Below are 22,072 nucleotides of genomic sequence, written 5' to 3'. Positions count from 1 at the left end.
GACGGCTGATGGAAGACCCCTATACCCTATGGCCCAGGAGGGCAAAGATGAAAAAGGCTCTGACGGTTCTCCTCCTTATCGGCGGCCTGGCCTTGGCCCAGGCGGACGGCGCCCAGCTCTACGCCCAGTGCGCGGGGTGCCACCAAGCGAACGGGCAAGGCATCCCCGGGGCCTTCCCGCCCCTCGCGGGCCACGTGGCGGAGATCCTCTCCAAGGCGGGGGGCCGGGAGTACCTGATCAAGGTCCTCCTCTGGGGCCTCCAGGGCCAGATTGAGGTGAAGGGCATGAAGTACAACGGGGTCATGTCCAGCTACGCCCAGTGGAAGGACGAGGAGATCGCCGCCGTCCTCAACCACATCGCCACCGCCTGGGGGGACGACAAGAAGGTGAAGGGCTTCAAGCCCTTCACCCCGGCCGAGGTGAAGGCTCTGAGGGACAAGAAGCTCACCCCCCAGCAGGTGTTGGAGGAAAGGAAGAAGCTCGGGCTCAAGTAAGCCGGCAACCCTCTGGGCTCCGGGGCCTGGCCCCGGGGCCTTTGCTTTAATGGGAGGGTGCTGGCCCTCGCCCTCAAGAAGGCCTTTCCCGGCTTCCGGCTGGAGGTGGCCCTCGAGGTCCAGGAGGGGGAGGTCCTGGCCCTTTTGGGCCCATCGGGAAGCGGCAAGAGCACCCTCCTCAAGCTGGTGGCGGGCCTCCTCGCCCCGGAGGAGGGGTATGTGCGCTTCGCCGAGGCCGACCTCACCCCCCTCCCCCCGGAAAGGCGCAAGGTGGGCTTCCTCTTCCAGGACTACGCCCTCTTCCCCCATCTCAGCGTGGCCGACAACATCGCCTTCGGCCTCCTCGAGGCCCGCTGGCCCAAGGCGGCCCGGGAGGAGCGGGTGAGGGAGCTTCTTGAACGCATGGAGCTCACCCCCCACGCCAGGAAGCGCCCCACGGAGCTTTCCGGCGGAGAGCAACAGCGCGTGGCCCTGGCCCGGGCCCTGGCCCCTAGGCCCCGCCTCCTCCTCCTGGACGAGCCCCTGGGGGCCCTGGACCTGAGGCTCAGGGAGGAGCTCCTCCTCTTCCTGCGCAAGACCCTCAAGGAGGAAGGGGTCACCACCCTCCTGGTCACCCACGACCAGGGCGAGGCCTTCCTCCTGGCCCAGCGGGTGGCCCTCATGCGGGAAGGCCGCATCGTCCAGGTGGGCCGGCCCGAGGAGGTCTACGCCCGCCCCATAGACCCCTGGGCCGCCCGCTTCCTGGGGCACAAAAACCTCCTCTCCCCCGAGGAGAGCCGGGCCCTGGGCCTGCCCCCCAAGGCCCACCTCCTTCCCCCTAAGGCCCTCTCCCTGGGGGGACCCCTCGAGGCCACCGTGGAGGAGCGCCTCTTCTACGGCCCCCGGGTGGGGCTCTGGGTGCGCCTTGGGGGGGTGCGCCTCTACCTGGAGGCCCCCGAGGGCCCCGGGGAGGGGGAAAGGGTGGGCCTCAGCCTGGACCTGGCCCAGGCGGTAGTCTGGGAAGGATGAGGCTGGCCCTGCTCCTAGGCGGCCCCCTATTGGTCACGGAGGGGCTTCGGGAAAGGCTTAAGGCGTTTCGCCTCTGGGCGGCAGACTCCGGGGCCCGGCACGCCTTGGAGCTTGGGCTTCCCCTGGAGCTATGGCTCGGGGACATGGACTCCAGCCCCCCCTGGCTCCAGGAGGCCCTTCCCGCCCCCAGGGTCCTCCTTCCCCCCGAGAAGGACCTGACCGACGGCGAGGCCCTGATGCGGAGGGCCCTGGAGGCCGGCCCCGAGGAGGTCCTCCTCCTGGGGGCCACCGGGGGGCGGCTGGACCACACCCTGGCCCACCTGGAGCTCGCCTTCCTCCTGGCGGAGCGGGGCATCCGGGTGGAGCTCAGCGACGGCCTCACCCGGACCTTTCCCCTCCTTCCCGGGGAGCACGCCTTTTCTCTGGAGGCCGGGGCCCCCTTCAGCCTCCTCCCCTTCCCCGAGGCCACCTTAGGGGTGGAGGGGGCCCGTTGGGACCTCCCCCCCACCCCCCTTAGGGCCACCACCAGGGCCCTGGAGAACCGGGCCCTGGGGCCCATCCGCCTTCGGGTGGAGAGGGGCCGGGCCCTCCTTCACCTCTTCCCTTGACAGGGGGCAAAAGGAGGGCTACACTAGCCTTTGGCGTTTGGGCCGCTAGCTCAACCGGTAGAGCAACCGACTCTTAATCGGTGGGTTACAGGTTCGAGTCCTGTGCGGCCCACCAAACCCCCCCGGGGGCGACTCCGGGGCCCCTTTATCATGGGGGCGTGGACCTCCCCAAAACCCCTCTAGACCTCCTCTCCTTGGACCTACCCCAGGGAGAGCCCTGGGGCTACGCCCTGGCCCAGGACCTCCTCAAAGCCCCCTGGGCCTGGCGGGCCCTCAGGCCCACCCCGGGGGTTTTAGACCTTATACGGCAGGACCTCGAGGCCCTCTACCTGGAGCTTGGGCGCCTGAGGAAGGCCTACCCCCTGGGAAGCCTGGGGGAAAGGCCCCCCCACCCCGCCGAGGAGGAGGCCCTGAAGGCCCTCCTCACCCGGAACCCGGAGGCCCTGGTGGCGGCCCTGAAGACCCACGGCCCCTGGCCCTTCGCCCTCTACCGGGCCTTCCGCTTTGACGGGGCCCTCCACCCCATCCCCCGCCCCCGCCTTCCCCGGGAGGACGAGCTCGTGGGCTATGAAGACCAGCTGAGGGCCCTTCGGGAAAACGCCCGGCGCTTCTTGGAAGGGAAGCCCGCCCTCCACACCCTCCTCTACGGGGCCCGGGGCACGGGCAAGAGCACCGCCGCCAAAAGCCTCCTCCACCTGGAGGGGGTGCGGATGGTGGAGGTGGAACCCAGGGCCCTGAGCCAGCTGGAGGGCCTTCTGGAAACCCTGGGCCAGCTCCCACACCGCCTTTTCCTCTTCCTGGACGACCTCTCCCTGGACCCCGAGGACGAGGCCTTCCACCACCTGAAGGCGCTTTTGGAGGGGAGCCTCGAGGGGCCCCCGGAGAACGTCCTCCTCCTGGCCACCTCCAACCGCCGCCACCTGGTGCGCCGCCAGGGGGAAAACCCCCTCCCCGGGGAAGCCCCCGAGGCCTGGGACGAGCTCCAGGACACCCTGGCCCTCGCCGAGCGCTTCGGCCTGGTCCTCACCTTCCCGCCCTTTGACCAGGCGCTCTACCTGAAAGCCGTGGCCCACCACCTGGGCCGCCCCCTCACCGAGGGGGAAAAGAAAGAGGCCCTCCGCTTCGCCCTGAACCGGGGCTTTTCCGGGCGGGTGGCGAGGCAGGCGGCCCTTTTCCTTTCCTAAGTGCCCGCACTTGGGTTTCGCAACATGGGGTGCCCAAGTTGGGGCTAAAGGCTTTTCTGGGGCCCCCATGCTGGCGCAAGCCAGCATGGGGTGGTATTAGCCCCCCTCGGCGAACCTTATGGCGGCCTCCACGAAGCCGGCGAAGGGCGGCGAGGGGCGCATGGGGCGGCTCTTGAACTCGGGGTGGCTCTGGAGGGCCAGGAAGAAGGGATGGTCCTGGAGCTCAATGGCCTCCACCAGCCCCGCCCCCCGGCCCTTCATCCCCGGGGTGATGGCGGAGATGACGAGGCCCGCCCTCTCCAGCTCGTCCACGTACAGGGGGTTCACCTCGTAGCGGTGGCGGTGGCGCTCCAAGACCTCTTCCCTGCCGTAGAGGCGGTGGAGCAGGGTGCCGGGCCGGATGCGCATGGGCCAGTCTCCCAGGCGCATGGTCCCCCCCAGGCCCTCCACCTCCAGTTGCTCCGGCATGAGGTCAATGACGGGGTGGGGGGTGTAGGGGTCAAACTCCGTGGAGTTGGCCCCCCGGAGGCCCGCCACGTTCCGGGCGAACTCAATGACGGCGATCTGCAGGCCCAGGCAGATGCCCAGGTAGGGGATCTTCCTCTCCCGGGCGTACTGGGCGGCCCGCACCTTGCCCTCAATCCCCCGCACGCCAAAGCCCCCGGGCACCAGGATGCCCGCCACGTCGGCGAAGGCCTCGTCCAGGTCCGCCGCCTCCAGGCTCTCGGCATCCACCCACTTGACCTCCACCCGGGCCCGGTTCTTGATGCCGGCGTGCTTGAGGGCCTCGAGGAGGGAGAGGTAGGCGTCCGGCATCTTCACGTACTTCCCGGCGATGGCGATGCGCACCGTGCGCTCCGGGTTCTTGAGGACGCGCGCCGCCTCCTGCCAGAAGGCCAGGTTGGGGAAGACGGGCTCGAGGCCCAAAGCCCGCTCCACCACCCGACCAAGCCCCTGCTCCTCCAAAAGAAGCGGGACCTCGTAAAGGTGCTCCACGTTGGGGCTACTGAAGACGTGGCCCGGGCGGACGTTGGTGAAGAGGGCCACCTTCTTCCTCACCTCCTCGGGGACGGGCTTGGCGGAGCGGAGGACGATAGCGTCGGGCTGGATGCCCACGCCCCTCAGGGTGGCCACGGAGTGCTGGGTGGGCTTGGTCTTGAACTCCTCGCTGGTCTCCAGATAGGGCACCAGGGTGAGGTGGAGGTAAAAGGTGTTATCCTCCCCCTCGTCAAAGCGGAACTGGCGGATGGCCTCGAGGAAGGGGAGGCTCTCAATGTCCCCCACCGTGCCCCCCACCTCCACCACGGCGATCTCCGCCCGCTGATCCTCGGCCACCTTGCGGATCCGGTCCTTGATCTCGTCGGTGATGTGGGGGATGACCTGGACCGTCTGGGAGAGGTACTCCCCCCGGCGCTCCTTCTGGATCACGGAGAGGTAGACCTGGCCGGTGGTGAGGTTGTTGCCCCGGGAGAGGTCCATGTCCAGAAAGCGCTCGTAGTGGCCGATGTCCAGGTCGGTCTCGGCCCCGTCGGCGGTGACGAAGACCTCCCCGTGCTCGTAGGGGCGCATGGTCCCGGCGTCCACGTTCACGTAGGGGTCTATCTTGATGGCCGTGACCCGGTAGCCCCGGGCCCGGAGGAGGGCCCCCAGGGAGGAGGTCAGGATCCCCTTCCCCAGGCTGGACACCACGCCCCCGGTGACGAACACGTACTTCCTGGGCCTTGCGCTTTGGGAAACCCCGCTCACGGGACCTAAGCCTACCACATCTGGCGGAAAGGGCCAGGTCTATGGTAAAGTCTTCTTTGGCGTTCTTGCGGGGTCCCCCGATCCCCCGGCAAGGACGGAGAGCGCTTTGTCCAAATCGTCAAGGAGGGCCCTGGTGAAGACGTACGTGCCTAAAGAGACCGAACCCCGCTGGGTTCTCATAGACGCCGAGGGGAAGACCCTGGGCCGGCTGGCCACCCAGATCGCCACGCTCCTCCGGGGCAAGCACCGCCCCGACTGGACCCCCAACATCGCCATGGGGGACTTCGTGGTGGTGGTCAACGCCGACAAGATCCGCCTCACCGGCAAGAAGCTCAAGCAGAAGATCTACACCCGCTACAGCGGCTACCAGGGGGGCCTCAAGGAGATCCCCGCTGAGAAGATGCTGGCCACCCACCCCGAGCGGGTTCTGGAGCACGCCGTGAAGGGCATGCTCCCCAAGGGGCCCCTGGGCCGCAGGCTCTTCAAGCGCCTCAAGGTCTACGCCGGGCCCACCCACCCCCACCAGGCGCAGAAGCCCGTGAAGCTGGAGGTCAAGTGATGGAGCAGTACTACGGCACCGGAAGGCGCAAGGAAGCCGTGGCCCGGGTCTTCCTGAGGCCCGGAAGCGGCAAGATCACCGTGAACGGCCTGGACTTTGGGGACTACTTCCAGGGCTTGGTGCGGGCGGTGGCGGCCTTGGAGCCCCTCAGGGTGGTGGACGCCCTGGGCCGCTTTGACGCCTACATCACCGTGCGGGGGGGCGGCAAGAGCGGGCAGATTGACGCCATCAAGCTGGGCGTGGCCCGGGCCCTTTTGCAGTACAACCCCGACTACCGGGCCAAGCTGAAGCCCTTGGGCTTCCTCACCCGGGACGCCCGCGTGGTGGAACGGAAGAAGTACGGCAAGCACAAGGCCCGCCGGGCGCCCCAGTACTCCAAGCGCTAGGCCTTTTCCCCTCCCTCCCCGGGGCCCATCCCGGGGAGGCTTTCTTTTAGGGCCCTTTCCAGCTCCTCCGGGGCCAGGGGGTGGACCAGGCCGTGGCGCAGGTAGACCAGCCGGGCCTCGGCCTCCACCCCCCAGGCCTGTTGGAGGGCCATGCGGTAGATGGCGAGTTGGAAGCGGTAGGCCTCGGGCCGCACCTCGCGGTCCGTCTTGTAGTCCTCCAGGTACCACCGCCCCCCCACCCGGTAGAGGCGGTCCAGGACCCCGTACCAGACGGTGCCCCCCAGGGGCAGGACCAGGGGAAGCTCGGCGTGGTCCTCCTCCCGGGCCTCGAGGGGCGGGAGGGAGGGGCCCAGCATCCCCCGGTAGCGGCGGAGGAGGTCCCGGACCTCTTCCAGAAGCCTTCGCTTTTCCCCCTCGGCGAAGGGGAAGGCCACCTCCTGGAGGAGGAGGCCCGCCATGGCCCCCTCGTCCTCGGGGTCCAGGTGGCGGGCGATGGCGTAGTGGACCAGAGTGCCGAGGGCCCTATAAAACTCGGGCAGGGCCTCCTTCTCCAAGGCCTCGGCCAGGGGCGCGGGCTCCTGGGCCTTTTTAAAGGCGCTTGGGGAGTAGACGAAGGGGAGGGGCCTCTCCGGAAAGGCCAGGTGGGCGTAGCGGGCGGGAAGGGGCGGCGGGGGCGGGGTTTGGGGCCGATCGCCAAGGGTAGGGAGGGCCTTAAAGGGGTGGCGGCGCACCAGGGGGTCCTGGCTCTCCGGCCCCAGGCCCAGGCGTTCCAGGTCCTCCACCCAGGGGCCCGGACGTCCCGTGGCGCTTCCCGTGACGATGAGGACATCCCTGGCCCGGGAAAGGGCCACGTAGAGGAGGCGGCGGGCCTCCTCCGCCTGGGCCTTCCGGAGGGCCTTCCGCACCTCCTTATAGGCGGGGGTGCCCCTTAGGGCCACCTCCCCACCCAGCCCCACCAGCAGGTCCTCTTCCTTGGGGTTCTCCCCGCGGGAGAGGTCAAAGAGGGCCACCACCGGCCACTCCAGCCCCTTGGCCCCGTGGACGGTGAGGACCTGAACCCCCTCTTCCCCCTCGGGAAGCTCGGCCGCCTCCGGGTCCTCGGCCCGAAGGCGGAGCCACTCCAGGAGGGCCTCGAGGTCGGGGAAACGCTCCATGGCCGCGAGGAGAAGCAGGGCGTCCAGGTTGACCCGGGCCCGGGGGGAAAGCCGCCTCAAAAAGGCCTCGTCCCGGGAGAGGCGCTTCAGGGCCTCCAGAGGGGGAAGGCCGGCCAGGGCGCGGAGGGCCGTGAGCTTGGCCCGCACCGCCTCCGGGAGGAGGGGGATGGGGTCTTGGGCCTTCAGGGCCTCCTCCACCTCCGAAAGGTCCAGCCCCACCCAGGGCCCCCGCAAGAAGGCCAGGAGGGCGAGGCGCTCCTCGGGGCCCGGGGGGCCTTCCAGGAGGGAAAGCCTCAGGGCGTGGTAGAGGTCCCGCACCTCGGGCCGGGCGAAGAAGCTTCGCCCCCGCCCCAGGGCGTAGGGCACGCCCCGGGCGCGGAAGGCGGCCTCCAGGGGAGGGAGGCTACTCCGGCTTCGCACCAGGACCGCCATTTGCGAAAAGGCGTAGCCCTCCTCCCTGAGGGCCATAAGCCTGTCCAGAAGCAGATGGGCCTCGGCCCGCCTCTTCTCCTCCAGCCCCCCTTCCCCCACCACCCAGTGCACCTCCACCCGGCCCACCTCCTGCCGGTGGGGGTCTACCTCCACCCCCTCCTCCCCGAAGAGGGCGGTGAAGCGGTTCAAGAACTCGGCCACCGCCTGGGCGTGGCGGTAGGTGGTGGAAAGGTAGCGCACCTCCTCGGCTTGCTTCAGGGCTTCCCGGAAGACCTCCACCCGGGCGTTGCGGAAGAGGTAGATGGACTGCTTGGGGTCCCCCACGGCCACCAGCCTGGCCCCGGCCTCCTTAAGCCCCTGGAAGAAGCGGCCCTGGAGGGGCCCGGTGTCCTGGTACTCGTCCAGGAGGATGTGGGGAAAGCGCTCCACCACCCGCCTCAGGGCCTCCGGGTTCTCCAGGATGCGGAGGGCCAGGGCCTCGAGGTCCGAGGGGCTTAGAAAAGCGGGAAGCCTTCTCCGGTAGCCCTCCAAGGCCTCCAGGTAGAGGGCGAAGACCCCCTCGGCCCCGGGGAGGGGGTGGAGGGTCTCGGCCAGGGTCCGCTTGCGGTAGAGGTGGAGAAGGGCCCCCGCCAGGCCCCCGTCCAGCCCCTTCCGGTAAAGCAGGCTTCGCGCCTCCTCCAGGAAGAGGGCCTCGGCCAGGAAGGGGTCCAGAAGGGCGAAGTCCGGGTCTAAGCCCAGGAGGGGGGCGGTGTGGCGCAGGGCCTCGGCCATGAAGCCGTGGATGGTGGTGAAAAGCGCCCCGTGGACCTCCCGCTCCGCCTCCTTGAGGCGCGGGTCCTCCGCCGAAAGCGCCAAAACCGCCCTTTTGGCCCGCCCCCTCAGCTCCTCCGCCGCCTTGCGGGTGAAGGTGAGGGCGGCGATGCGCCTCAGGGGCACCCCGCTTTGGAGGAGGCCCTTCAGCTCCTCCACCAGGGCGTGGGTCTTGCCCGTGCCCGCCGAGGCCAGGTAGACCCTCATCCTTCCTCCTTGCGGCAGATGTCCTCAAAGCGGCAGGTATAGCAGGCGTTCCCGGGCCTAGGGGCGAAGGACCCCGCTTCCCAGCCGGCCAACGCCTCCTCCAGCCGGGGGCCGATGGCCCGGGCCCGGGGGACGGCCTCCCCCTTGCGGTAGGGGGTCTTGCGCAAAGGGGTGGGCTCGGAAAGCCAGGGCCAGGCCCAGAGGTGGACGGCCTCCACGTCGTCCCGGGAAAGGAGGTTCTCCAGGGCCTTCCACTCCGTCCAGCGCCTTCCCAGGTCGGGCTCCTCGTCCTCGGGGAGGAGGCGGTAGAGGTGGACCGCCTTCCCCTGCCGCCGCACCCCGTCTAGGCGCAGGCGGTAGCGGCGCCCGTCCCAGTTAAGGAAGAAGGCCATCCCCTCCAGGTGCTCCCGGTGGGCCTGGAGCCAGGGGGAGACCGCGGGGTCGGCCTCCAGGGCCTTGGGGTCCTTGGCCAGGAGGGCCCAGCCCCTGGCCTCGCCGTCCGTGGTGGGGAAGCGCTCCAGGTAGACCCTCAAGGGGCACTCCTCCAGAAAGCGGCGCAAAGCCTCCAAGGTGGGAAGCCCCCGGGCCCGGGAAGGGGGGATGGGCCGGAAGGGGGTGTGGGGGAGGGCCTCGAGGCGGCTAGAAGGGGGTAAGGGCTCGGGCCGCCTGCCCTCGGCCAGGGGCTCTAAGGGCCCCGAGGGGCCCGCCCTGGGGTAGAGGAGAACGACCTCCTCCCCCCGGCTCGCCACCTCCTCCCGGAAGAGGGGGTCCAGGCCCCGAAGCCGCCTCTTAAGCCCCCGGAGAGGGCCCTCTTCCCGCAACTCCTCCAGGAGGAAGTAGTCCTCCCGCTCCCCCAGGGTGTACCGCCCCGCCACCCACTCCAACACGTAGGCCCGCCTGGCCCTGATCCCCGTGGCCCTGAGGGGCGGAAGGACCGGGATCCCCTTCCCCACCTCGGGGGGCAGGGTCTCGTCCAGGATGAGGCTCCGCCACCAGGCCAGGGGGTCGGCCCGGTCCACCCGGAGGGCCAGGCGAAGCCGGGCCAGAAAGGGCTCCTTGGCCTCCACCCCCAGGCGCTCCAGGGCCTCCTCCGCCCAGGCCAAAAGGTCCTGGCCCGGGGCGCGGAGGGCCAAGAAGGCCCGCCACTCCTCCAAAAGCCCCTCCCGCTCGGCCAGAAGCCCCAGGGCCTCCTCCCCGGCCAGGCCCAGCCTCAAGGCTTTCCGCCCCAGCCGGGCAAAGCCCAAGGCCAGGAGGTCCCGGCCCGTGGGGTAGGGGGAGAGGAGGGCCAGCACCCTCTCCCCTTCCTCCGTCTCCGCCAGGCTCCGCTCCCGGCCGTCCTCCAGGGGCAGGCCGTACTCCTCCTTGAGGAGGAGAAGCCCGGGAATCCGGTCCTCCGGGGCCACCACCAGCACCTCCTCGGGCGCTAGCCCCTCGCCCCCCAGCGCCTTAGGGGCCAGGGCCCGCTTGAGAGCCTTCAGGAGGTAGCGGGCCTCCTCCACCGGGTTGGCCAGGGCCAGGACCTCCCGCCTCGGGGGCCTTGGGGCAAGCTCCCGCCAAGGGGTGAGCCCCTCGGGAAGGACCTCGAGGGTGAGGAGGACGGGAACCCTTTTGGCCAGGCGCTGGAGGAAGCGGAGGTCCAAAGGCCCCACCTCCCGGAAGCCGTCCACCACCACCAGGCTTGGCTCAGGATAGAGGCGCAAGGGGGCTTTGATGGCCTTGTGGCGGAAGTCGTCGTAGTCCAGGCTCCCCCGCTTGAGGCGCTCGTAGGCCAGGTAGACCCGCCGAAGCCGCCCTGCCTCCCCCTCCTTGGGCAGGGCGAAGGGGGAGAGGCCAGACCGCTTCAGCTCGGCTATGGCCCGGGCGAAGAGCCGGGCCTCCCCCGGGGCAACGCCGGGCCCCATAAGCTCCCTCAGGGCCTCCCCCACCAGGGCCACCCGCCCCGCCCCCGGCAGGAGAGGCCTAAGCCAGCCCGCCTCGGCCAGGACCCGGTAGTAAAGGGCCTGGAGGGAAAGGAACTCCAGGCCCAGGAAAGCCCCCCTGGCCCCAAGGAGGCGGTAGACGTAGGCCCGCTGGTGGGGAAGCCCCACCCAGAGGACCCGGCCCCGTCTCTCTAAAACCCCAAGAGCCCAGTCCAGGGCCAGGGCCGTCTTCCCCGAGGCGGGAGGCCCCAAGACGGGATAAAGGCCCGCCTTCATACAAGGGGCATTCTACGCCCCGGGCTATTGGGGAAGGGTTTCTGAGGGAAGGTCCAGGGGGATGGGCCTCAGGTCCTGGCCCAGCCGCAAAACCCCCACCACCCGGCCCCGGTGGAGGACGAAGCAGCGGTACTCCCCGGGCAGGGCCACCACTTGGCGGGCCAGGGAAAGCTCCTTGAGCAGGGGCCAGGGGCGCCTGGCCATGGGTTTACCCCGCAAGGGGCCCAGGTGGGGCATGGGCCTGCCCCGCTCCACCGCCACAAGGAGAAGGGGCCGCTCCTGGCCTAGGAGGACCAGGGTGGCCCCCTCTTCCTGGTACAGGCCCAGGACCCGAAGACCCCGGATGAGAAGAAGGCACTCCTTGAGGGCCGCTTCCGGGCCGAACCCCTCCCCCAGGGCCACGCCGAGGAGGAAGAGGAGGAGGGGTCCCAGCCGCCTCATCCCTAGAAGCCCCGCTCGGCCGAGATCAGGGCCAAAGCCGCCCGGGCCAGGAGGAAGGCCCGGTAGGGCTCTTTCTCCAGCCGCCCCTTGGCCTCGGCGATAAGGGTCTTCACCAGGGGGTCCTGGCCGCGGTAGTAGTCAAGCTCCTTCTCCGCCCGGTCCACCAAGGCCTGGGCGCGGAGGGTGGGGTTCTTCAGCTCCTTACCGCCAAAAGGCCGTCCCTGCCGCATCCCCATCCCGGGCCGCCCCGGGGCTCCGTGAAAGCCGTGGCGAGGGCCGGGAGCCCACCCCTGGCAGGGAGGCTCCCCCTGGGCCGCCCGGAAGAGGTGGAGGGCCGCCTGGGCTTCCCGCGCGGCCTTGAAGGCCTCCTTGGCCCCGTAGCTCTTCTCCGCCCGGGCCTTCACCTCCTTGGCCCAGGCCAGGAGCTTCTCCTCCCCGGTGGCCCCCTGGGCCACGGTCTGGAGCCGGGCCAAGGCCATGGCCGCCACGGCCTCCTGCCGGTAGTCCACCCCCTGGGCCAAAGAGAGGCCCGCCACCAGAACCACCGCACCCAAAAGCGCCCTTTTCATCCCTATCACCTCCGGCCTCCAGGCTAGCCCCCTTCCCTAAAGGGCGCACCGGGGGAAACCTTAAGCGAAGCCAAAGGCAGGAAGAGCCCCACCGCCGCCCCGCCCCGGTTCTCCACCCGGGCCCTGCCCCCGTGGAGGCGGGCCACGGCGGCCACCAGGGCCAGGCCAAGGCCCATCCCCTCCCCTCCGTGCACAAAAGGCTCCAAGACCCTTTCCAGAAGGCCTTCCGGGAAGCCGGGCCCGGAGTCCACCAGCCAGAGCCACACCCCCTCCCCTTCCCGCTGCAAAAGGACCCGTACGGGCGGCCTTCCGTGGCGGCGGGCGTTCTCCAGGACGTTCTCCACCGCCAGGGCCAAAAGCTCTGGGTCCGCCAGAACCACCCCTTCCCCTTCCACCGCAAGCCCCATCTCCGCCAGAAAGGCCTTCAGGTCCAAAGGCCTCGGGCGGAGGCCCCCGGCCTCCAGCTGGGAGAGGCGCAGGAGGCCAGAAAGCCGCCTTTCCAGACGGGCCGCCTCCCTCAGGGCCCCCTCCAGGGCCCGGGGCTCGGGCCTGCGCCTCAGAACCTCCAGGTAGCCCTTGAGGGCGGTGAGGGGGGTGCGGAGCTCGTGGGAGGCGTGGTGGGCGAAGCGCCGGGCCATGGCCTCCTTCTCGGAAAGCTCTTCAAGAAGCCGGGAAACCCGAGAAAGGAGGGCGTTTAAGGCCTCCACCACGGGCTTGAGCTCGCTCAAAGGGGGCTCGGGCAGAGGGCTTAGGTCCTCGGGGGAGCGGGCTTGGAGGAGGGCCTCCAGCCGGGAAAGCGGCCGCAGGGCCCAGGTGAGGGCCAGGTAGGCGAGGAGGAAGACCAGGAGGAAAAGCCCCCCGCCCAAGGTGGCGTAGCGGTAAAGAAGCCGCCTCCCGAGCCCAGAAACCCCCTCCAGGGGCACGGCGAGGCCGAAGCCTCCCCCTTCCTCTGGCAGGGCCACGTAGAGGACCCCCCGCCACACCCCCTGGTAGGGCCGCCCCTCCCGGAGGGCGAGAAGGAGGGACTCGGGCAGGGGCCAGTCCTGGAGCTCGGTGAAGCGAACCTCCTCCCCCCGCACCACAAAGCCCACCCCGCCCCCATAGGTCTGGCTTAAGCGGAATAGCTCTAGAAGAAGGGCCTCTTCCTTGGGCCCCTCCTCCTTGAGGAGGAAGAGGCGGGAGAAGATGGCCCTTTCCAGGTCCTCGGCCGCCGCCTTCTCCGCCTCCTTCACCGAGACCAGGGCCAAAGGGACCAGAAGGAGGAGGAGGGCGAGGCCAAGGAGGGCGAAGAGCCTGGCCCTAAGGGAGGAAAAGGCGGTAGCCATAGCCGCGCACCGTCTGGATGGGGTTGGGCTCCCCCAGGGCCTTGCGCAAAAGGGAGAGGTGGACCTCCAGGGTAGCGGGCTCCACCTCCTCCCCCCAGACCTTCAGCATCAGGGCCTCCTTGGAGATCACCTCCTCCGGGGCCTCCAGGAAGGCCTTGAGGAGGAGGAAGGCCTTGGGGGAAAGCTCCAGCCGCCTCTCCCCCCGGAAGGCCTCCATACGCCTCGGGTAAAGGCGGAGGTCCCTGTAGGCCAGCACCTCCTCCTTGCGCCGGGAGCGACGGAGGAGGGCCTCGAGGCGGGCCAGAAGCTCCTGGAGGCTGTAGGGCTTCACCAGGTAGTCGTCGGCCCCCTCCTTGAGCCCCTTCACCCGCCACTCCACCCCGCCCAGGGCCGTCAGCATGAGGACCGGCACCTCGGAGCGGGCCCGGATCTCCTTGAGGAGGGAAAACCCATCCCCCTCAGGCAGAAGGACGTCCAGGACCACGGCCTCCGCCCAGGGAAGGTGGGCCAGGGCCTCCTTGGGGCTTTCCGTGGCCCTGACCTCGTGCCCCTCCAGGGAAAGCCCCAGCTCCAAGGCCTCCCGCACGCCAGGGTCGTCCTCCACCAGAAGGATCCTCATACCGAGGGGTTCTTCCAGAGGCCTAGGGCCCGCACCGGGGCGTAGACCTCCAAAGGCGGCAGGGCCTCCCCCGTCTTCAGGTCCAGGCGGTGGATGCGGCTTCCCCCCCGCCTTGCGGCGTAGAGGAGGCCTCCATGGGGAAGGAGCTCCACCAGGCTCATCCGCTCCTCCCCCTCCAGAAGAGGGAGGTCCAAGGAGCCCAGAAGGGCCCCGGAAAAGTCCACCACCCGCACCTTGGCGGCCTCGGTGTCATAGAGGTAAAGCCTCTCCCCCTCCACCCCCACCCCGCCCAGAAGCCTCAGCTCCTCGCTCTCCCTAGAGCGCCGGAAGGCGTAGCGGGAAAGGTAGCGGCCCTCGGGGGAAAGCCGCTGCACCTGGCGGTTGCCGTAGTCCAGGACGAAGAGGAAGCCGGAGGCCGCCACCAGGACCTTGGGGTCTTGGAAGGTGCCCCGGCCCGGCCCCTGCCCCCCGAAGCGCCCCTGGTACCGCCCGGACAGGTCCAGGAGGCTTATGGTGGCCGTCTCCCCGTCCAGCACGAAGAGGGTGCCGTCCATGACCGCTAGGCTTACGGGGAAGAGGAACTCCCCCGGCTTCATGCCGTAAGGGCCGGTGGAAAGGAGGAGCTTCCCCTCGGGGGAGAAGCGGTGGAGAAGTTTGGCCCCGTGCTCAAAGACCGAGACCCAGATGCCCCCTTCCCCGTCGGCGGCCACCGAGAGGGGCGGGGCGGGGAAGTGACCCGGGGCGGAGCCGATGCCGGAGATGAGCCTGGCGGGGGTGCCCTCCAGGTCCAAAAGGCGCACCGAGCCCTTCTTGGCCTCCACCCCCAGGAGGAGGTAGTGGGCCTGGGGCAGGTCCTGGTCCTCCTCCCAGGGGCCCTCGAGGACCCGGATCACCTCGTCCAGGCCGGGACGCTTGGCGGGGTCCTTCTCCAGCATCCTGAGGACCAGGTCGGAAAGGGCCTGGGGGATCTCGGGCTTGAGCTGCTTGGGGGGCGTGGGGATCTGGAAGATCTGCTGGTGGATCACGGTCTCGTACCCCCCGGTGAAGGGGGGCTGGCCGGTCAGGGCCTCGTAGAGGACGATGCCTAAGGAATAGATGTCCGAGCGGTGGTCCAGCTTCTGCCCCTTGGCCTGCTCCGGGCTCATGTAGACGGGGGTGCCGATCCTGGCCCCGGTGATGGTGAGGCGGGTCAGGACCCGGCCGGCGGCGATGCCAAAGTCCATGAGGCGCACCCCCCGGGGGTCCAGGCCGTCTTCCCGCAGAGCCCCCTTGAGGACCATGATGTTGCCCGGTTTGATGTCCCGGTGGACGATGCCCTGAGCGTGGATGTGCTTGAGGGCGTGGGCCACCCGGACCAGGATGGCGGCGGCCTGCTTGATGTTGAGCCGCCTTTCCTCAATGAGCCGGTCCAGGCCCTCCCCCTCCAGGAACTCCATGGCGATGAAATGCACCCCGTCCACCTGGCCGTGGTCGTAGACCTTGACGATGTTGGGGTGGTCCATCTTGGCCAGGACCTCGGCCTCCCGGTGGAAGCGGCGCACGAAGCGGGGATCGCCCAAGAAGCGCTCCTGGGGCACCTTCAGGGCCACCAGGCGGCCCGTCTTCTTGTCCTTAGCCTTGTAGACCGTGGCCATCCCCCCCACGCCCACCTTCTCCAGGATCTCGTAGCGCTGGGAGAGGCTCTGGACCTCCTCCGTGGTCTTAATCCGGGTGGGGCGCTCCTCCCGGGTGGGCCTCCGCCGCCTCACCCGCCTTGGCCCCAGGTAGACCCGGGGGGCAGCCAACGCCCCCAGGGCCAAAAGAAGCCAGGGGGCCACGGCCTGAAGCCGGGCCCCCAGGGCTACCCCCGCCCCGGAAAGGAGGGCCAGAAGCATGAGAAGGGGCCAAGGCGCAAGGCGCACCGCCAGAAGCGCGGTGAGGGCCACCAGCAAAAAGGCGAGAAGCCAGGCCATCACTCCACCCTAAGGGCCACGGCGGTCACGTTGTCGTCGCCGCCGCGGCGCAGGGCCTCGGCCACCAGGGCCTCGAGGCTTCCCTGGAGGTCCTTCCCCAGCCGCCACTCCTCCTCGGGGACCAGGCCGTAAAGGCCGTCGGTCACCAGGAGCACCCCTTCCCCCGGGGCCAGGCGTACCTCCAGGAGGTCAAACCGGGCCTCGGGCAGGCCCAGGGCCCGGGTGAGGACGTTGCGGTAAGGGTGGCGCTCGGCCTCGGTCCGGGTGAGGAGCCCCTCTTTAAGCCGCTCCGCCACCCAGGAATGGTCCTCGGTGAGGCGGCGTAAGCCCCGGGGGCCGAAGAGGTAGGCCCGCGAGTCCCCGATGTGCCCCAGGGCCCCCTCCTTGAGCCAGTCGGCGTAGAGAAGGGCGGTCAGGGTGGTGCCCATGCCCTTCCTTCCCGGTTTCTCCGCCTCCTTCTCCACCCTCCTCTGCGCCAGGGTCAGGGCCTTCTCCACGACACGCTTCAGGCCCACGGCGGGGCGGCCCTCCTTGAGGTGCTCGCCGTAGGCCCGGGCCGCCTCGGAGAGGGCCTCTATGGCCACCTTGCTGGCCCACTCCCCCGCCTCCAACCCCCCCATGCCGTCGGCCACCGCCAGGAGGAAAAGGTTGCCCTGGGGTAGGCTGAGGTGCAGGACCCGGTGGAAGTCCTCGTTGTTCTGGCGGCGGCCCGCGTGGGAGACGGCGGCCACCTGGAACCGGGGCGCAAGGCGCATCGGCTTCATTGTATAGGATGGGAGCGTGGAGCGCCTGGCCGACCTGGTGGACCTCTACGAGTACCGGGTGGAGGACCTGGCCCAAGGCCGCCCCCCAAAAGGGGGCAAGCGGGCCCTCCTGGAGCTCCGGGCCTTCCTGGCCCAGGCCCGGCTCCCGGCCCCCCTGGCCAAGCGCTTCCGCCAGGCCGACGCCCGCTTCCGGGCCCTGAGGGGGGGCGCCGAGCCGCCCCCCGCCCTGGAGCTTCCCACCCTGGTCCCCGAAGCGCCCGAGCCGACCAGGACGGAAGCAGAGGGGGTCCTCCACGCCCTGGCCCTCAAGGTCTGGCGCCTCCTGGCCTCCCGGGAGGCCAGGGCCCGGGCCAAGGACCTCCTTTCGGGCCGGCGGGAGGAGCTCCGCCTCATCCACGCCTTCTTGCAGAACTACCTGGACTACCGGGAAAAACCCGAGTTCAAGCGGGACTACAACCTCTCCCGCTTCACGCCCACCCATCCCATCCCCTCCCTCACGGACAGCCTCCTGGACCTCGAGGACCCCAAGGTGGCGGAGGCCCTCCTTTTGGAGTACCTGGAGACCGCCCTCCGCATCCCCCAAGACCTCCCCATCCCCCCGGAGGAGACCAGAAACTACGTGCGCCGCTTCCTTAACCGCCTCCTGGACTGGGACGAGGCCTATGGCCTACCCCCCAAGCGGGACCTTTTGGCCCTGAGGCGGGCCCTGGAGGAGGCCAGGCGCCTGGGGGCGGGGGAGAAGGAGATCGCCCGCCTGGAGGAGCGCCTCAGGGAGGAGGCCAAGGAGGAGAGGCGGCGGGAGCTTCTTCTGGAGGAGGAGCGGCGCCGCTTCCGGGTGGCCCAGGAGAAGGCGCTGGCCCTGCTGAACCTCCTGCCCGTCCCCCAGGGGGAAAACCCCTGGCCCGAGGTGCCCCCGCTTGGGGAGGTGCAGGAAACCCTGGCCACGGTCCCCCTGGCCCCGGGCCGCGTGGCCCTGGGCCCTTTGGTCCTCACCTTAAGCCAGGTGGACGGGACCTGGTACCTGGGCCTGGCCGGGGAGGACCACGTCCTGGAGGAGAGCCAGGTCCTGCCCTGGGAGGACCTGGAGGTGTGGGCGGTCCGGGAAGGGGACCTCCTCCACCTGAGGCTCGAGGCCCGAAGCGGCCTCAGGCTTTACGAGCTCCTCTCCGAGGGCCGGGTCCTGGCCCTTCTCCTCTCGCCCAAGGGAGACTACGCCTACCTGCGCCTCCTCCGGGGCCTCTTCGCCAAGCTCAAGGGGGAGTTCCGCCCCGAGGAGCTGGGTCCAAGGCTTGCGGAAAAGTACCGCCAGGCCCCGGAGGAAGCCCTCCTAGACTTCGCCCGCAAGGGCCTCGAGGTCACGCTGAAGCGCCTGGGGGGCCAGGACCCCGAACCCCTCCTCCTGGAGGTGGGGCAGGCCCTGGGCTTGGAGGGGGAGGCCCGCACCCTGGCGGAAGCCTTGCGGGAATACCTGGGCCGCCGCCCCCCCACCCGGGAAACCCTGGGGGGGGAGGTCCACCTCCTCTCCCTCTCTCCCGAGCCCCAAAGCCTCAAGGTGGGCAGCGCCGTGCTCTCCCTCCGGCTTAAGGAGGACGGGGTCTACGTGGGCCAGGCAGGAGAGGTGCCCCGGCGCCTCAAGGACCTCCTGGTCTACCGCCTGGCCGAAGGGGCCCTCATCCTGGCCCGAGAGGGCAGGCGGCTCGCCTACCTGGTGGTTGGAACACCTTGACGCAAAAGGTCTCCTTGATATAATCCCGGGCAAGGAGGCCTATGAAAGTCCTGAGGCACAAAGCCTTCACCCGCCTCATCCTCTCCTACCTGGTCTCCCAGGCGGGGAGCAAGATTCACCGGGTGGCCCTTCTCGTGTTGGTCTACCTCCTCACGGAAAACGCCCTCTGGGTGTCCCTGGTCCTCGGGGTGCAGCTTCTCGGCACCGTGGTCTTCTCCCCTCTTCTCTCGGCCTGGGCGGACACCCAGGATCGCAAGCGGCTTCTGGTTTGGTCCGACCTCCTCCGCGCCCCCCTGGTGGCCCTGATCCCCCTCCTGGGGGCCAAGAGCCTGCCCGTCCTTCTCCTCCTCGTCTTCCTCATGGAGCTCCTGCGGGACCTCCACGACCCCATCCAGAACGCCGTGGTCCCCGACCTGGTGCCCAAGGAGGAGGTGGACGAGGCCAATAGCCTCATCCTCCTCGCCGACCGCCTCTCGGAGGTGCTCTTCGTGGGAGCCGCCGGGGTCTTGGTGGCCACAGTGGGCCCGGCCTTCGCCTTCTACCTGGACGCCCTCACCTATCTGGCCTCGGGCCTCCTCCTCACGGGCCTACCTCCCTTAAGGCCGGAGCGCCTCCCCAAGGCGGGGTACCTGGAGCGGGTGAAGGAGGGCCTGGGCCACCTCCTCCGCCACCCCACCATAAGGCGCGCGGTGGGCACCCTCTTCGCCGCCGCCTGCTTCGGCTCGGTGGAGACCGCCTTGGGGGTGGTCCTGGCCATCAAGTGGCTGGGGGTGGGCTCGGCGGGCTTCGGCTTCATGGAGGCGGCCATGGCCCTGGGGGCCATCCTTGGGGGGCTTGCCATGCCCTACCTCCTCAAGCGCCTTCCCAGGGAACGCCTCTTCCTCTACGCCCTCTTCCTCTTCGGGATCTTTGAGGCTTCCATCGGGGCCTTCCCCGTCTTCGCCTGGGTGCTCGTGGCCTTCTTCCTGGGGGGGTTTTTGAACATGGCCTTCATCGTCCCCGCCCGCTCCATCCTGCAGCTCAACACCCCCCAGGAGATGCGGGGGCGGATCTTCGCCGCCTTCAGCGCCGTGATGAACGCCGCCGTCCTCACGGGCACCATGCTGGGCGGGGCCTTGGAGGGCCAGATCGGGGCCCCCATGGTCTTCCTCCTGGCGGGGGTCATGGTGAGCCTGGCGGCGGGCTACGTCCTCCTCACCGGAGGCATCCCCGCGCCCAGAGGAGAGGCCGTCTAAGCTTCCTTGAGCCAGCGGGCGGCCTCGAGGGCGTAGTAGGTGAGGATCCCCTGGGCCCCGGCCCGGCGGAGGGCGTAGAGGCTTTCCAAAACCGCCCGCCTTTCGTCCAGCCACCCCTTCAGGGCCGCCGCCTTCAGCATGGCGTACTCCCCGGAGACCTGGTAGGCGAAGAGGGGCTTGGCGAAGCGGCCTTTGAGCTCCCGCAGGACGTCCAGGTAGGGCAGAGCGGGCTTCACCATGAGCATGTCGGCGCCTTCTAAATCGTCCAAGGCCGCCTCCCTCAGGGCGTCCCAGAGCCCCGCCTTGGGGTCCATCTGGTAGCCCGCGCGGTCCCCGAACTGGGGGGCGCTCCCCGCCGCCTCCCGGAAGGGGCCGTAGAAGGCGGAGGCGTACTTCACCGCGTAGGAGAGGATGGGCACGTGGGCGTACCCCGCCCCGTCCAAGGCCTGGCGGATGGCCTTAACCTGCCCGTCCATCATGGCGCTCGGGGCCACCACGTCCGCCCCCGCCTGGGCCTGGGAGAGGGCGGTCTTGGCGAGGAGCTCCAAGGTGGCGTCGTTGTCCACGTAAAAGCCCAGGGGGCCTTCCCGGACCACGCCGCAGTGGCCGTGGTCCGTGTACTCGCAAAGGCAGGTGTCGGCCATGACGAGAAGCTCGGGGAGCTCCCTCTTGAGGAGACGGATGGCCCGCTGGACCACCCCCTCCTCGGCGTAGGCGCCCCTCCCCAGGGGGTCCTTGGCCGCCTCCGGGAGCACCCCAAAGAGGATCACCCCGCCCAGGCCCGCCTTAAGGGCCTCCTCCCCCACCCGGGGAAGCTCGGAAAGGGGGTGGCGGAAGACCCCGGGCATGGAGGGGACCTCCTCCCTCTCTCCCCCCTCTTTCACGAAAAGGGGGAGGACGAGGTGCTTCGCTGAGAGCTCCACCTCGGCCACCAAGGGCCTCAGGAGGGGGGAACGTAGCCTTCTTGGGCGCTCCATGGCTTCCACTATACTCAGAGGGGAGGGAGCATGAACCTGCAGAAGCTCTTGAAGGAAGCCCAGAAAGCCCAGAAGAAGGCGGCCGAGGTCCAGGAGCGCCTGGAGAGGATGACCGTGGTGGGCACGGCCCAGGGCCTGGTGGAGGTGGAGGCCAATGGCCACGGCAAGATCCTGGCCCTGCGCCTCAAGCCCGAGGTCCTGAAGGCCTTTCAGGACGACCTCGAGGGCCTGGAGGACCTCCTTTTGGTGGCCATCCAGGACGCCCAGAAGAAGGCCCACGAGCTTTCAGAGAAGGAGATGGCCCGGGAGCTGGGCGGGGTGGGGGACATGCTGGGGAAGCTCCTCTAGCCCATGCGCTACCCAGAAAGCCTCCTCAAGCTCGCCCGGGCCCTCTCCCGCCTTCCCGGCATCGGCCCCAAGACCGCCCAGAAGCTGGCCCTCTTTCTGGCCTTCCACAAGGAGGTGGCCGAGGAGCTCAAGGAGGGCTTGGCGGCCCTTAGGGACCTCGGGGTCTGCCGGGTCTGCGGCAACCTGGCGGAGGGGGAGCTCTGCCCCATCTGCCAGGACGAAGGGCGGGACCGCGCCCTTTTGGCGGTGGTGGAGACCGTGGCCGACCTCTACGCCCTAGAGCGGAGCGGGGAGTTTTCCGGGGTCTACCACGTGCTGGGCGGGGCTTTGAACCCCTTGGAGGGCGTGGGGCCCAAGGACCTCAACCTGGAAAGCCTCTGGCCGAGGCTCCAAGAGGTGCGGGAGGTCATCCTGGCCACCTCCATGACCGTGGAGGGGGAGGCCACCGCCCTCTTTCTGGCCGAGGAGCTGAAAAAGCGGGGGGTGAAGGCCACCCGCCTGGCCTACGGCCTGCCCGTGGGGGGCAGCCTGGAGTACGTGGACGAGGTGACCCTGGGCCGGGCTCTGGAGGGGCGAAAGCCCCTCTAATACCACCCCATGCTGGGAAGCTGCCCAGGGCTTTTGGACCGTCAGATGGAAAAGCGCGTGGAAGATCTCCTTCAGGAGCTCCTATACCGGGTGGAAGGGGCCCACGCCGCCGCCATCGGCAACCTGGAAGGCCTCTTGGTGGAAGGGGTTAAAAGGCGCCGGGTGGACCTGGAGGCCGCCATCGCCGAGCACGCCGCCCTCCTCCGCCAGGCCAGGGCCGCCTACGCCAGCGCCCTGGGTTCGCCTACCCTTCAGGAGCTTTGGGTGGGGGCAAGCCCTGTGGTAGGCTATGCCCGGATGCTGGGCAAAGAACTCTTCCTCCTTCTCCTCCTGAGCCCGGAGGCCAACCTGGGCCAGGCCCGGCTCCAGGCAGCTAGGGTAGGAAGCGCCCTAGGAGAGGTGACGGGATGGCTTACCTAGAAAGCCTGGCTCCCCTTGGGGTGAAGCGGGCGGTGCTGACGGGCCTGGACGGCCTGGTCATTGAGGCTTTGGGCCGGGGAACCCCTTCCGCCGAGGTGCTGGCGGCAGAGCTGGCCTCCCTGGCCCGGCACATGGCCCCGCTGGCGGAGGCCTTGGGCGGGGAGGTGCGCCGCTTCACCATGGCCACCGAGGGCCTCGAGGTCCTGGCCCTGAAGGTGGGGAACTACCTCCTGGGGGCGGTGCTGGAACGGGGCATGGACCGAAAGGCCGTCGGCCAGGAGCTTTCCCGCATCGCCCTTAAGCTAGAGAATCTCTAGGAGGCGTG

22 protein-coding genes and 1 tRNA gene are annotated in these 22,072 nt (G+C 69.6%); 13 read left to right on the top strand and 10 right to left on the bottom strand.

What is annotated here, in order from left to right; genetic code table 11:
* Positions 1-47 precede the first annotated feature (47 nt).
* From cycA to BVI061214_RS06010, 5 genes are all read left to right on the top strand, one after another.
* Positions 48-494 carry a cytochrome C-552 gene (gene cycA, locus BVI061214_RS06030; RefSeq protein WP_053768601.1) on the top strand — a complete coding sequence of 149 codons (447 nt, stop codon included), beginning with the start codon at positions 48-50 and terminating at the stop codon, positions 492-494.
* Positions 495-551: 57 nt separating this feature from the next.
* The gene (locus BVI061214_RS06025; RefSeq protein WP_053767652.1) at positions 552-1,502 is read left to right on the top strand and encodes an ABC transporter ATP-binding protein; all 951 of its coding nucleotides are present in this window, start codon (positions 552-554) and stop codon (positions 1,500-1,502) included.
* A complete protein-coding gene (locus BVI061214_RS06020) occupies positions 1,499-2,110 on the top strand; it encodes a thiamine diphosphokinase (RefSeq protein WP_053767651.1) in 612 nt (203 codons plus the stop codon). The genes BVI061214_RS06025 and BVI061214_RS06020 overlap by 4 nt, the downstream gene beginning before the upstream one ends.
* 39 nt (positions 2,111-2,149) lie before the next feature.
* Positions 2,150-2,225: transfer RNA gene (locus tag BVI061214_RS06015), tRNA-Lys, on the top strand.
* Positions 2,226-2,268: 43 nt separating this feature from the next.
* A complete protein-coding gene (locus tag BVI061214_RS06010; RefSeq protein WP_053767650.1) occupies positions 2,269-3,294 on the top strand; it encodes a DUF815 domain-containing protein in 1,026 nt (341 codons plus the stop codon).
* 96 nt (positions 3,295-3,390) lie between these two features.
* On the opposite strand, the gene pyrG is transcribed toward BVI061214_RS06010, so the two are convergent.
* Positions 3,391-5,040, bottom strand: a complete 1,650-nt coding sequence (gene pyrG / locus BVI061214_RS06005; protein ID WP_053768600.1) for a CTP synthase — start codon at positions 5,038-5,040, stop codon at positions 3,391-3,393.
* Positions 5,041-5,173: 133 nt separating this feature from the next.
* Between pyrG and rplM the strand changes: the two genes are divergently transcribed.
* Both rplM and rpsI read left to right on the top strand, forming a co-directional pair.
* Positions 5,174-5,599 (top strand): 50S ribosomal protein L13, encoded by a 426-nt coding sequence (gene rplM / locus BVI061214_RS06000; RefSeq protein WP_053767649.1) that lies wholly within the window; start codon positions 5,174-5,176, stop codon positions 5,597-5,599.
* Positions 5,599-5,985, top strand: coding sequence for a 30S ribosomal protein S9 (gene rpsI, locus BVI061214_RS05995; protein WP_003044222.1), 387 nt, complete (start codon positions 5,599-5,601; stop codon positions 5,983-5,985). The genes rplM and rpsI overlap by 1 nt, the downstream gene beginning before the upstream one ends.
* Here the strand turns inward: rpsI and BVI061214_RS05990 are convergent.
* Genes BVI061214_RS05990 through BVI061214_RS05955 form a run of 8 tightly spaced genes read right to left on the bottom strand, consistent with a single transcriptional unit; the run spans position 5,982 to position 16,444 of the window.
* The gene (locus tag BVI061214_RS05990) at positions 5,982-8,588 is read right to left on the bottom strand and encodes a UvrD-helicase domain-containing protein (RefSeq protein WP_053767648.1); all 2,607 of its coding nucleotides are present in this window, start codon (positions 8,586-8,588) and stop codon (positions 5,982-5,984) included. The genes rpsI and BVI061214_RS05990 overlap by 4 nt on opposite strands.
* Complete coding sequence (locus BVI061214_RS05985; protein ID WP_053767647.1) at positions 8,585-10,783, bottom strand: PD-(D/E)XK nuclease family protein; 2,199 nt, start codon at positions 10,781-10,783, stop codon at positions 8,585-8,587. The genes BVI061214_RS05990 and BVI061214_RS05985 overlap by 4 nt, the downstream gene beginning before the upstream one ends.
* A gap of 24 nt (positions 10,784-10,807) precedes the next feature.
* Positions 10,808-11,224 carry a hypothetical protein gene (locus BVI061214_RS05980; RefSeq protein WP_053767646.1) on the bottom strand — a complete coding sequence of 139 codons (417 nt, stop codon included), beginning with the start codon at positions 11,222-11,224 and terminating at the stop codon, positions 10,808-10,810.
* A 2-nt stretch (positions 11,225-11,226) separates the two neighbouring features.
* The gene (locus BVI061214_RS05975) at positions 11,227-11,793 is read right to left on the bottom strand and encodes a hypothetical protein (RefSeq protein ID WP_053767645.1); all 567 of its coding nucleotides are present in this window, start codon (positions 11,791-11,793) and stop codon (positions 11,227-11,229) included.
* Positions 11,794-11,816: 23 nt separating this feature from the next.
* The gene (locus BVI061214_RS05970; RefSeq protein WP_053767644.1) at positions 11,817-13,118 is read right to left on the bottom strand and encodes a sensor histidine kinase; all 1,302 of its coding nucleotides are present in this window, start codon (positions 13,116-13,118) and stop codon (positions 11,817-11,819) included.
* Positions 13,093-13,737: a response regulator transcription factor gene (locus BVI061214_RS05965; protein WP_003044202.1), complete on the bottom strand. Its 645-nt coding sequence runs from the start codon at positions 13,735-13,737 to the stop codon at positions 13,093-13,095. The genes BVI061214_RS05970 and BVI061214_RS05965 overlap by 26 nt, the downstream gene beginning before the upstream one ends.
* Positions 13,734-15,689: a protein kinase domain-containing protein gene (locus tag BVI061214_RS05960; protein WP_053767643.1), complete on the bottom strand. Its 1,956-nt coding sequence runs from the start codon at positions 15,687-15,689 to the stop codon at positions 13,734-13,736. Before BVI061214_RS05960 ends, BVI061214_RS05965 begins: the two co-directional genes overlap by 4 nt.
* On the bottom strand, positions 15,689-16,444 hold the full coding sequence (locus BVI061214_RS05955; protein WP_053767642.1) for a PP2C family protein-serine/threonine phosphatase: 756 nt from the start codon (positions 16,442-16,444) through the stop codon (positions 15,689-15,691). Before BVI061214_RS05955 ends, BVI061214_RS05960 begins: the two co-directional genes overlap by 1 nt.
* Before the next feature lie 25 nt (positions 16,445-16,469).
* Here BVI061214_RS05955 and BVI061214_RS05950 point away from each other — a divergent pair, with 25 nt between their 5' ends.
* Together BVI061214_RS05950 and BVI061214_RS05945 are read left to right on the top strand one after the other, a co-directional pair.
* Positions 16,470-18,179 carry a hypothetical protein gene (locus BVI061214_RS05950; protein WP_053767641.1) on the top strand — a complete coding sequence of 570 codons (1,710 nt, stop codon included), beginning with the start codon at positions 16,470-16,472 and terminating at the stop codon, positions 18,177-18,179.
* Positions 18,180-18,220: 41 nt separating this feature from the next.
* A complete protein-coding gene (locus tag BVI061214_RS05945; protein ID WP_053767640.1) occupies positions 18,221-19,414 on the top strand; it encodes an MFS transporter in 1,194 nt (397 codons plus the stop codon).
* On the opposite strand, the gene hemB is transcribed toward BVI061214_RS05945, so the two are convergent.
* The gene (gene hemB, locus BVI061214_RS05940) at positions 19,411-20,391 is read right to left on the bottom strand and encodes a porphobilinogen synthase (protein WP_053767639.1); all 981 of its coding nucleotides are present in this window, start codon (positions 20,389-20,391) and stop codon (positions 19,411-19,413) included. The genes BVI061214_RS05945 and hemB overlap by 4 nt on opposite strands.
* Before the next feature lie 30 nt (positions 20,392-20,421).
* Between hemB and BVI061214_RS05935 the strand changes: the two genes are divergently transcribed.
* From BVI061214_RS05935 to BVI061214_RS05920, 4 genes are read left to right on the top strand one after another with little or no spacing between them, the layout of a single operon-like run.
* Positions 20,422-20,739, top strand: coding sequence for a YbaB/EbfC family nucleoid-associated protein (locus BVI061214_RS05935; RefSeq protein ID WP_003044181.1), 318 nt, complete (start codon positions 20,422-20,424; stop codon positions 20,737-20,739).
* Between the two features lie 3 nt (positions 20,740-20,742).
* The gene (recR, locus tag BVI061214_RS05930; RefSeq protein ID WP_003044176.1) at positions 20,743-21,327 is read left to right on the top strand and encodes a recombination mediator RecR; all 585 of its coding nucleotides are present in this window, start codon (positions 20,743-20,745) and stop codon (positions 21,325-21,327) included.
* A 9-nt stretch (positions 21,328-21,336) separates the two neighbouring features.
* Entirely contained in the window at positions 21,337-21,747 is a 411-nt protein-coding gene (locus BVI061214_RS05925; RefSeq protein ID WP_248841731.1) for a roadblock/LC7 domain-containing protein, read from the top strand.
* Entirely contained in the window at positions 21,735-22,064 is a 330-nt protein-coding gene (locus BVI061214_RS05920) for a roadblock/LC7 domain-containing protein (protein ID WP_003044170.1), read from the top strand. Before BVI061214_RS05925 ends, BVI061214_RS05920 begins: the two co-directional genes overlap by 13 nt.
* Positions 22,065-22,072: the final 8 nt, after the last annotated feature.

The organism is Thermus aquaticus, from assembly GCF_001280255.1.
GTDB lineage: Bacteria > Deinococcota > Deinococci > Deinococcales > Thermaceae > Thermus > Thermus aquaticus.
The sequence above is the reverse complement of the archived record's forward strand: the minus strand, read 5'-3'. Positions and strand labels throughout refer to the sequence as shown.

Coding starts and splice junctions, on each gene's coding strand:
- cycA (WP_053768601.1), top strand. CDS start 48: ATGAAAAAGGCTCTGACGGTTCTCCTCCTTATCGGCGGCCTGGCCTTG.
- BVI061214_RS06020 (WP_053767651.1), top strand. CDS start 1,499: ATGAGGCTGGCCCTGCTCCTAGGCGGCCCCCTATTGGTCACGGAGGGG.
- rpsI (WP_003044222.1), top strand. CDS start 5,599: ATGGAGCAGTACTACGGCACCGGAAGGCGCAAGGAAGCCGTGGCCCGG.
- BVI061214_RS05990 (WP_053767648.1), bottom strand. CDS start 8,588: ATGAGGGTCTACCTGGCCTCGGCGGGCACGGGCAAGACCCACGCCCTG.
- BVI061214_RS05985 (WP_053767647.1), bottom strand. CDS start 10,783: ATGAAGGCGGGCCTTTATCCCGTCTTGGGGCCTCCCGCCTCGGGGAAG.
- BVI061214_RS05980 (WP_053767646.1), bottom strand. CDS start 11,224: ATGAGGCGGCTGGGACCCCTCCTCCTCTTCCTCCTCGGCGTGGCCCTG.
- BVI061214_RS05975 (WP_053767645.1), bottom strand. CDS start 11,793: ATGAAAAGGGCGCTTTTGGGTGCGGTGGTTCTGGTGGCGGGCCTCTCT.
- BVI061214_RS05970 (WP_053767644.1), bottom strand. CDS start 13,118: ATGGCTACCGCCTTTTCCTCCCTTAGGGCCAGGCTCTTCGCCCTCCTT.
- BVI061214_RS05965 (WP_003044202.1), bottom strand. CDS start 13,737: ATGAGGATCCTTCTGGTGGAGGACGACCCTGGCGTGCGGGAGGCCTTG.
- BVI061214_RS05960 (WP_053767643.1), bottom strand. CDS start 15,689: ATGGCCTGGCTTCTCGCCTTTTTGCTGGTGGCCCTCACCGCGCTTCTG.
- BVI061214_RS05955 (WP_053767642.1), bottom strand. CDS start 16,444: ATGCGCCTTGCGCCCCGGTTCCAGGTGGCCGCCGTCTCCCACGCGGGC.
- BVI061214_RS05945 (WP_053767640.1), top strand. CDS start 18,221: ATGAAAGTCCTGAGGCACAAAGCCTTCACCCGCCTCATCCTCTCCTAC.
- hemB (WP_053767639.1), bottom strand. CDS start 20,391: ATGGAGCGCCCAAGAAGGCTACGTTCCCCCCTCCTGAGGCCCTTGGTG.
- BVI061214_RS05935 (WP_003044181.1), top strand. CDS start 20,422: ATGAACCTGCAGAAGCTCTTGAAGGAAGCCCAGAAAGCCCAGAAGAAG.
- recR (WP_003044176.1), top strand. CDS start 20,743: ATGCGCTACCCAGAAAGCCTCCTCAAGCTCGCCCGGGCCCTCTCCCGC.
- BVI061214_RS05925 (WP_248841731.1), top strand. CDS start 21,337: ATGCTGGGAAGCTGCCCAGGGCTTTTGGACCGTCAGATGGAAAAGCGC.
- BVI061214_RS05920 (WP_003044170.1), top strand. CDS start 21,735: ATGGCTTACCTAGAAAGCCTGGCTCCCCTTGGGGTGAAGCGGGCGGTG.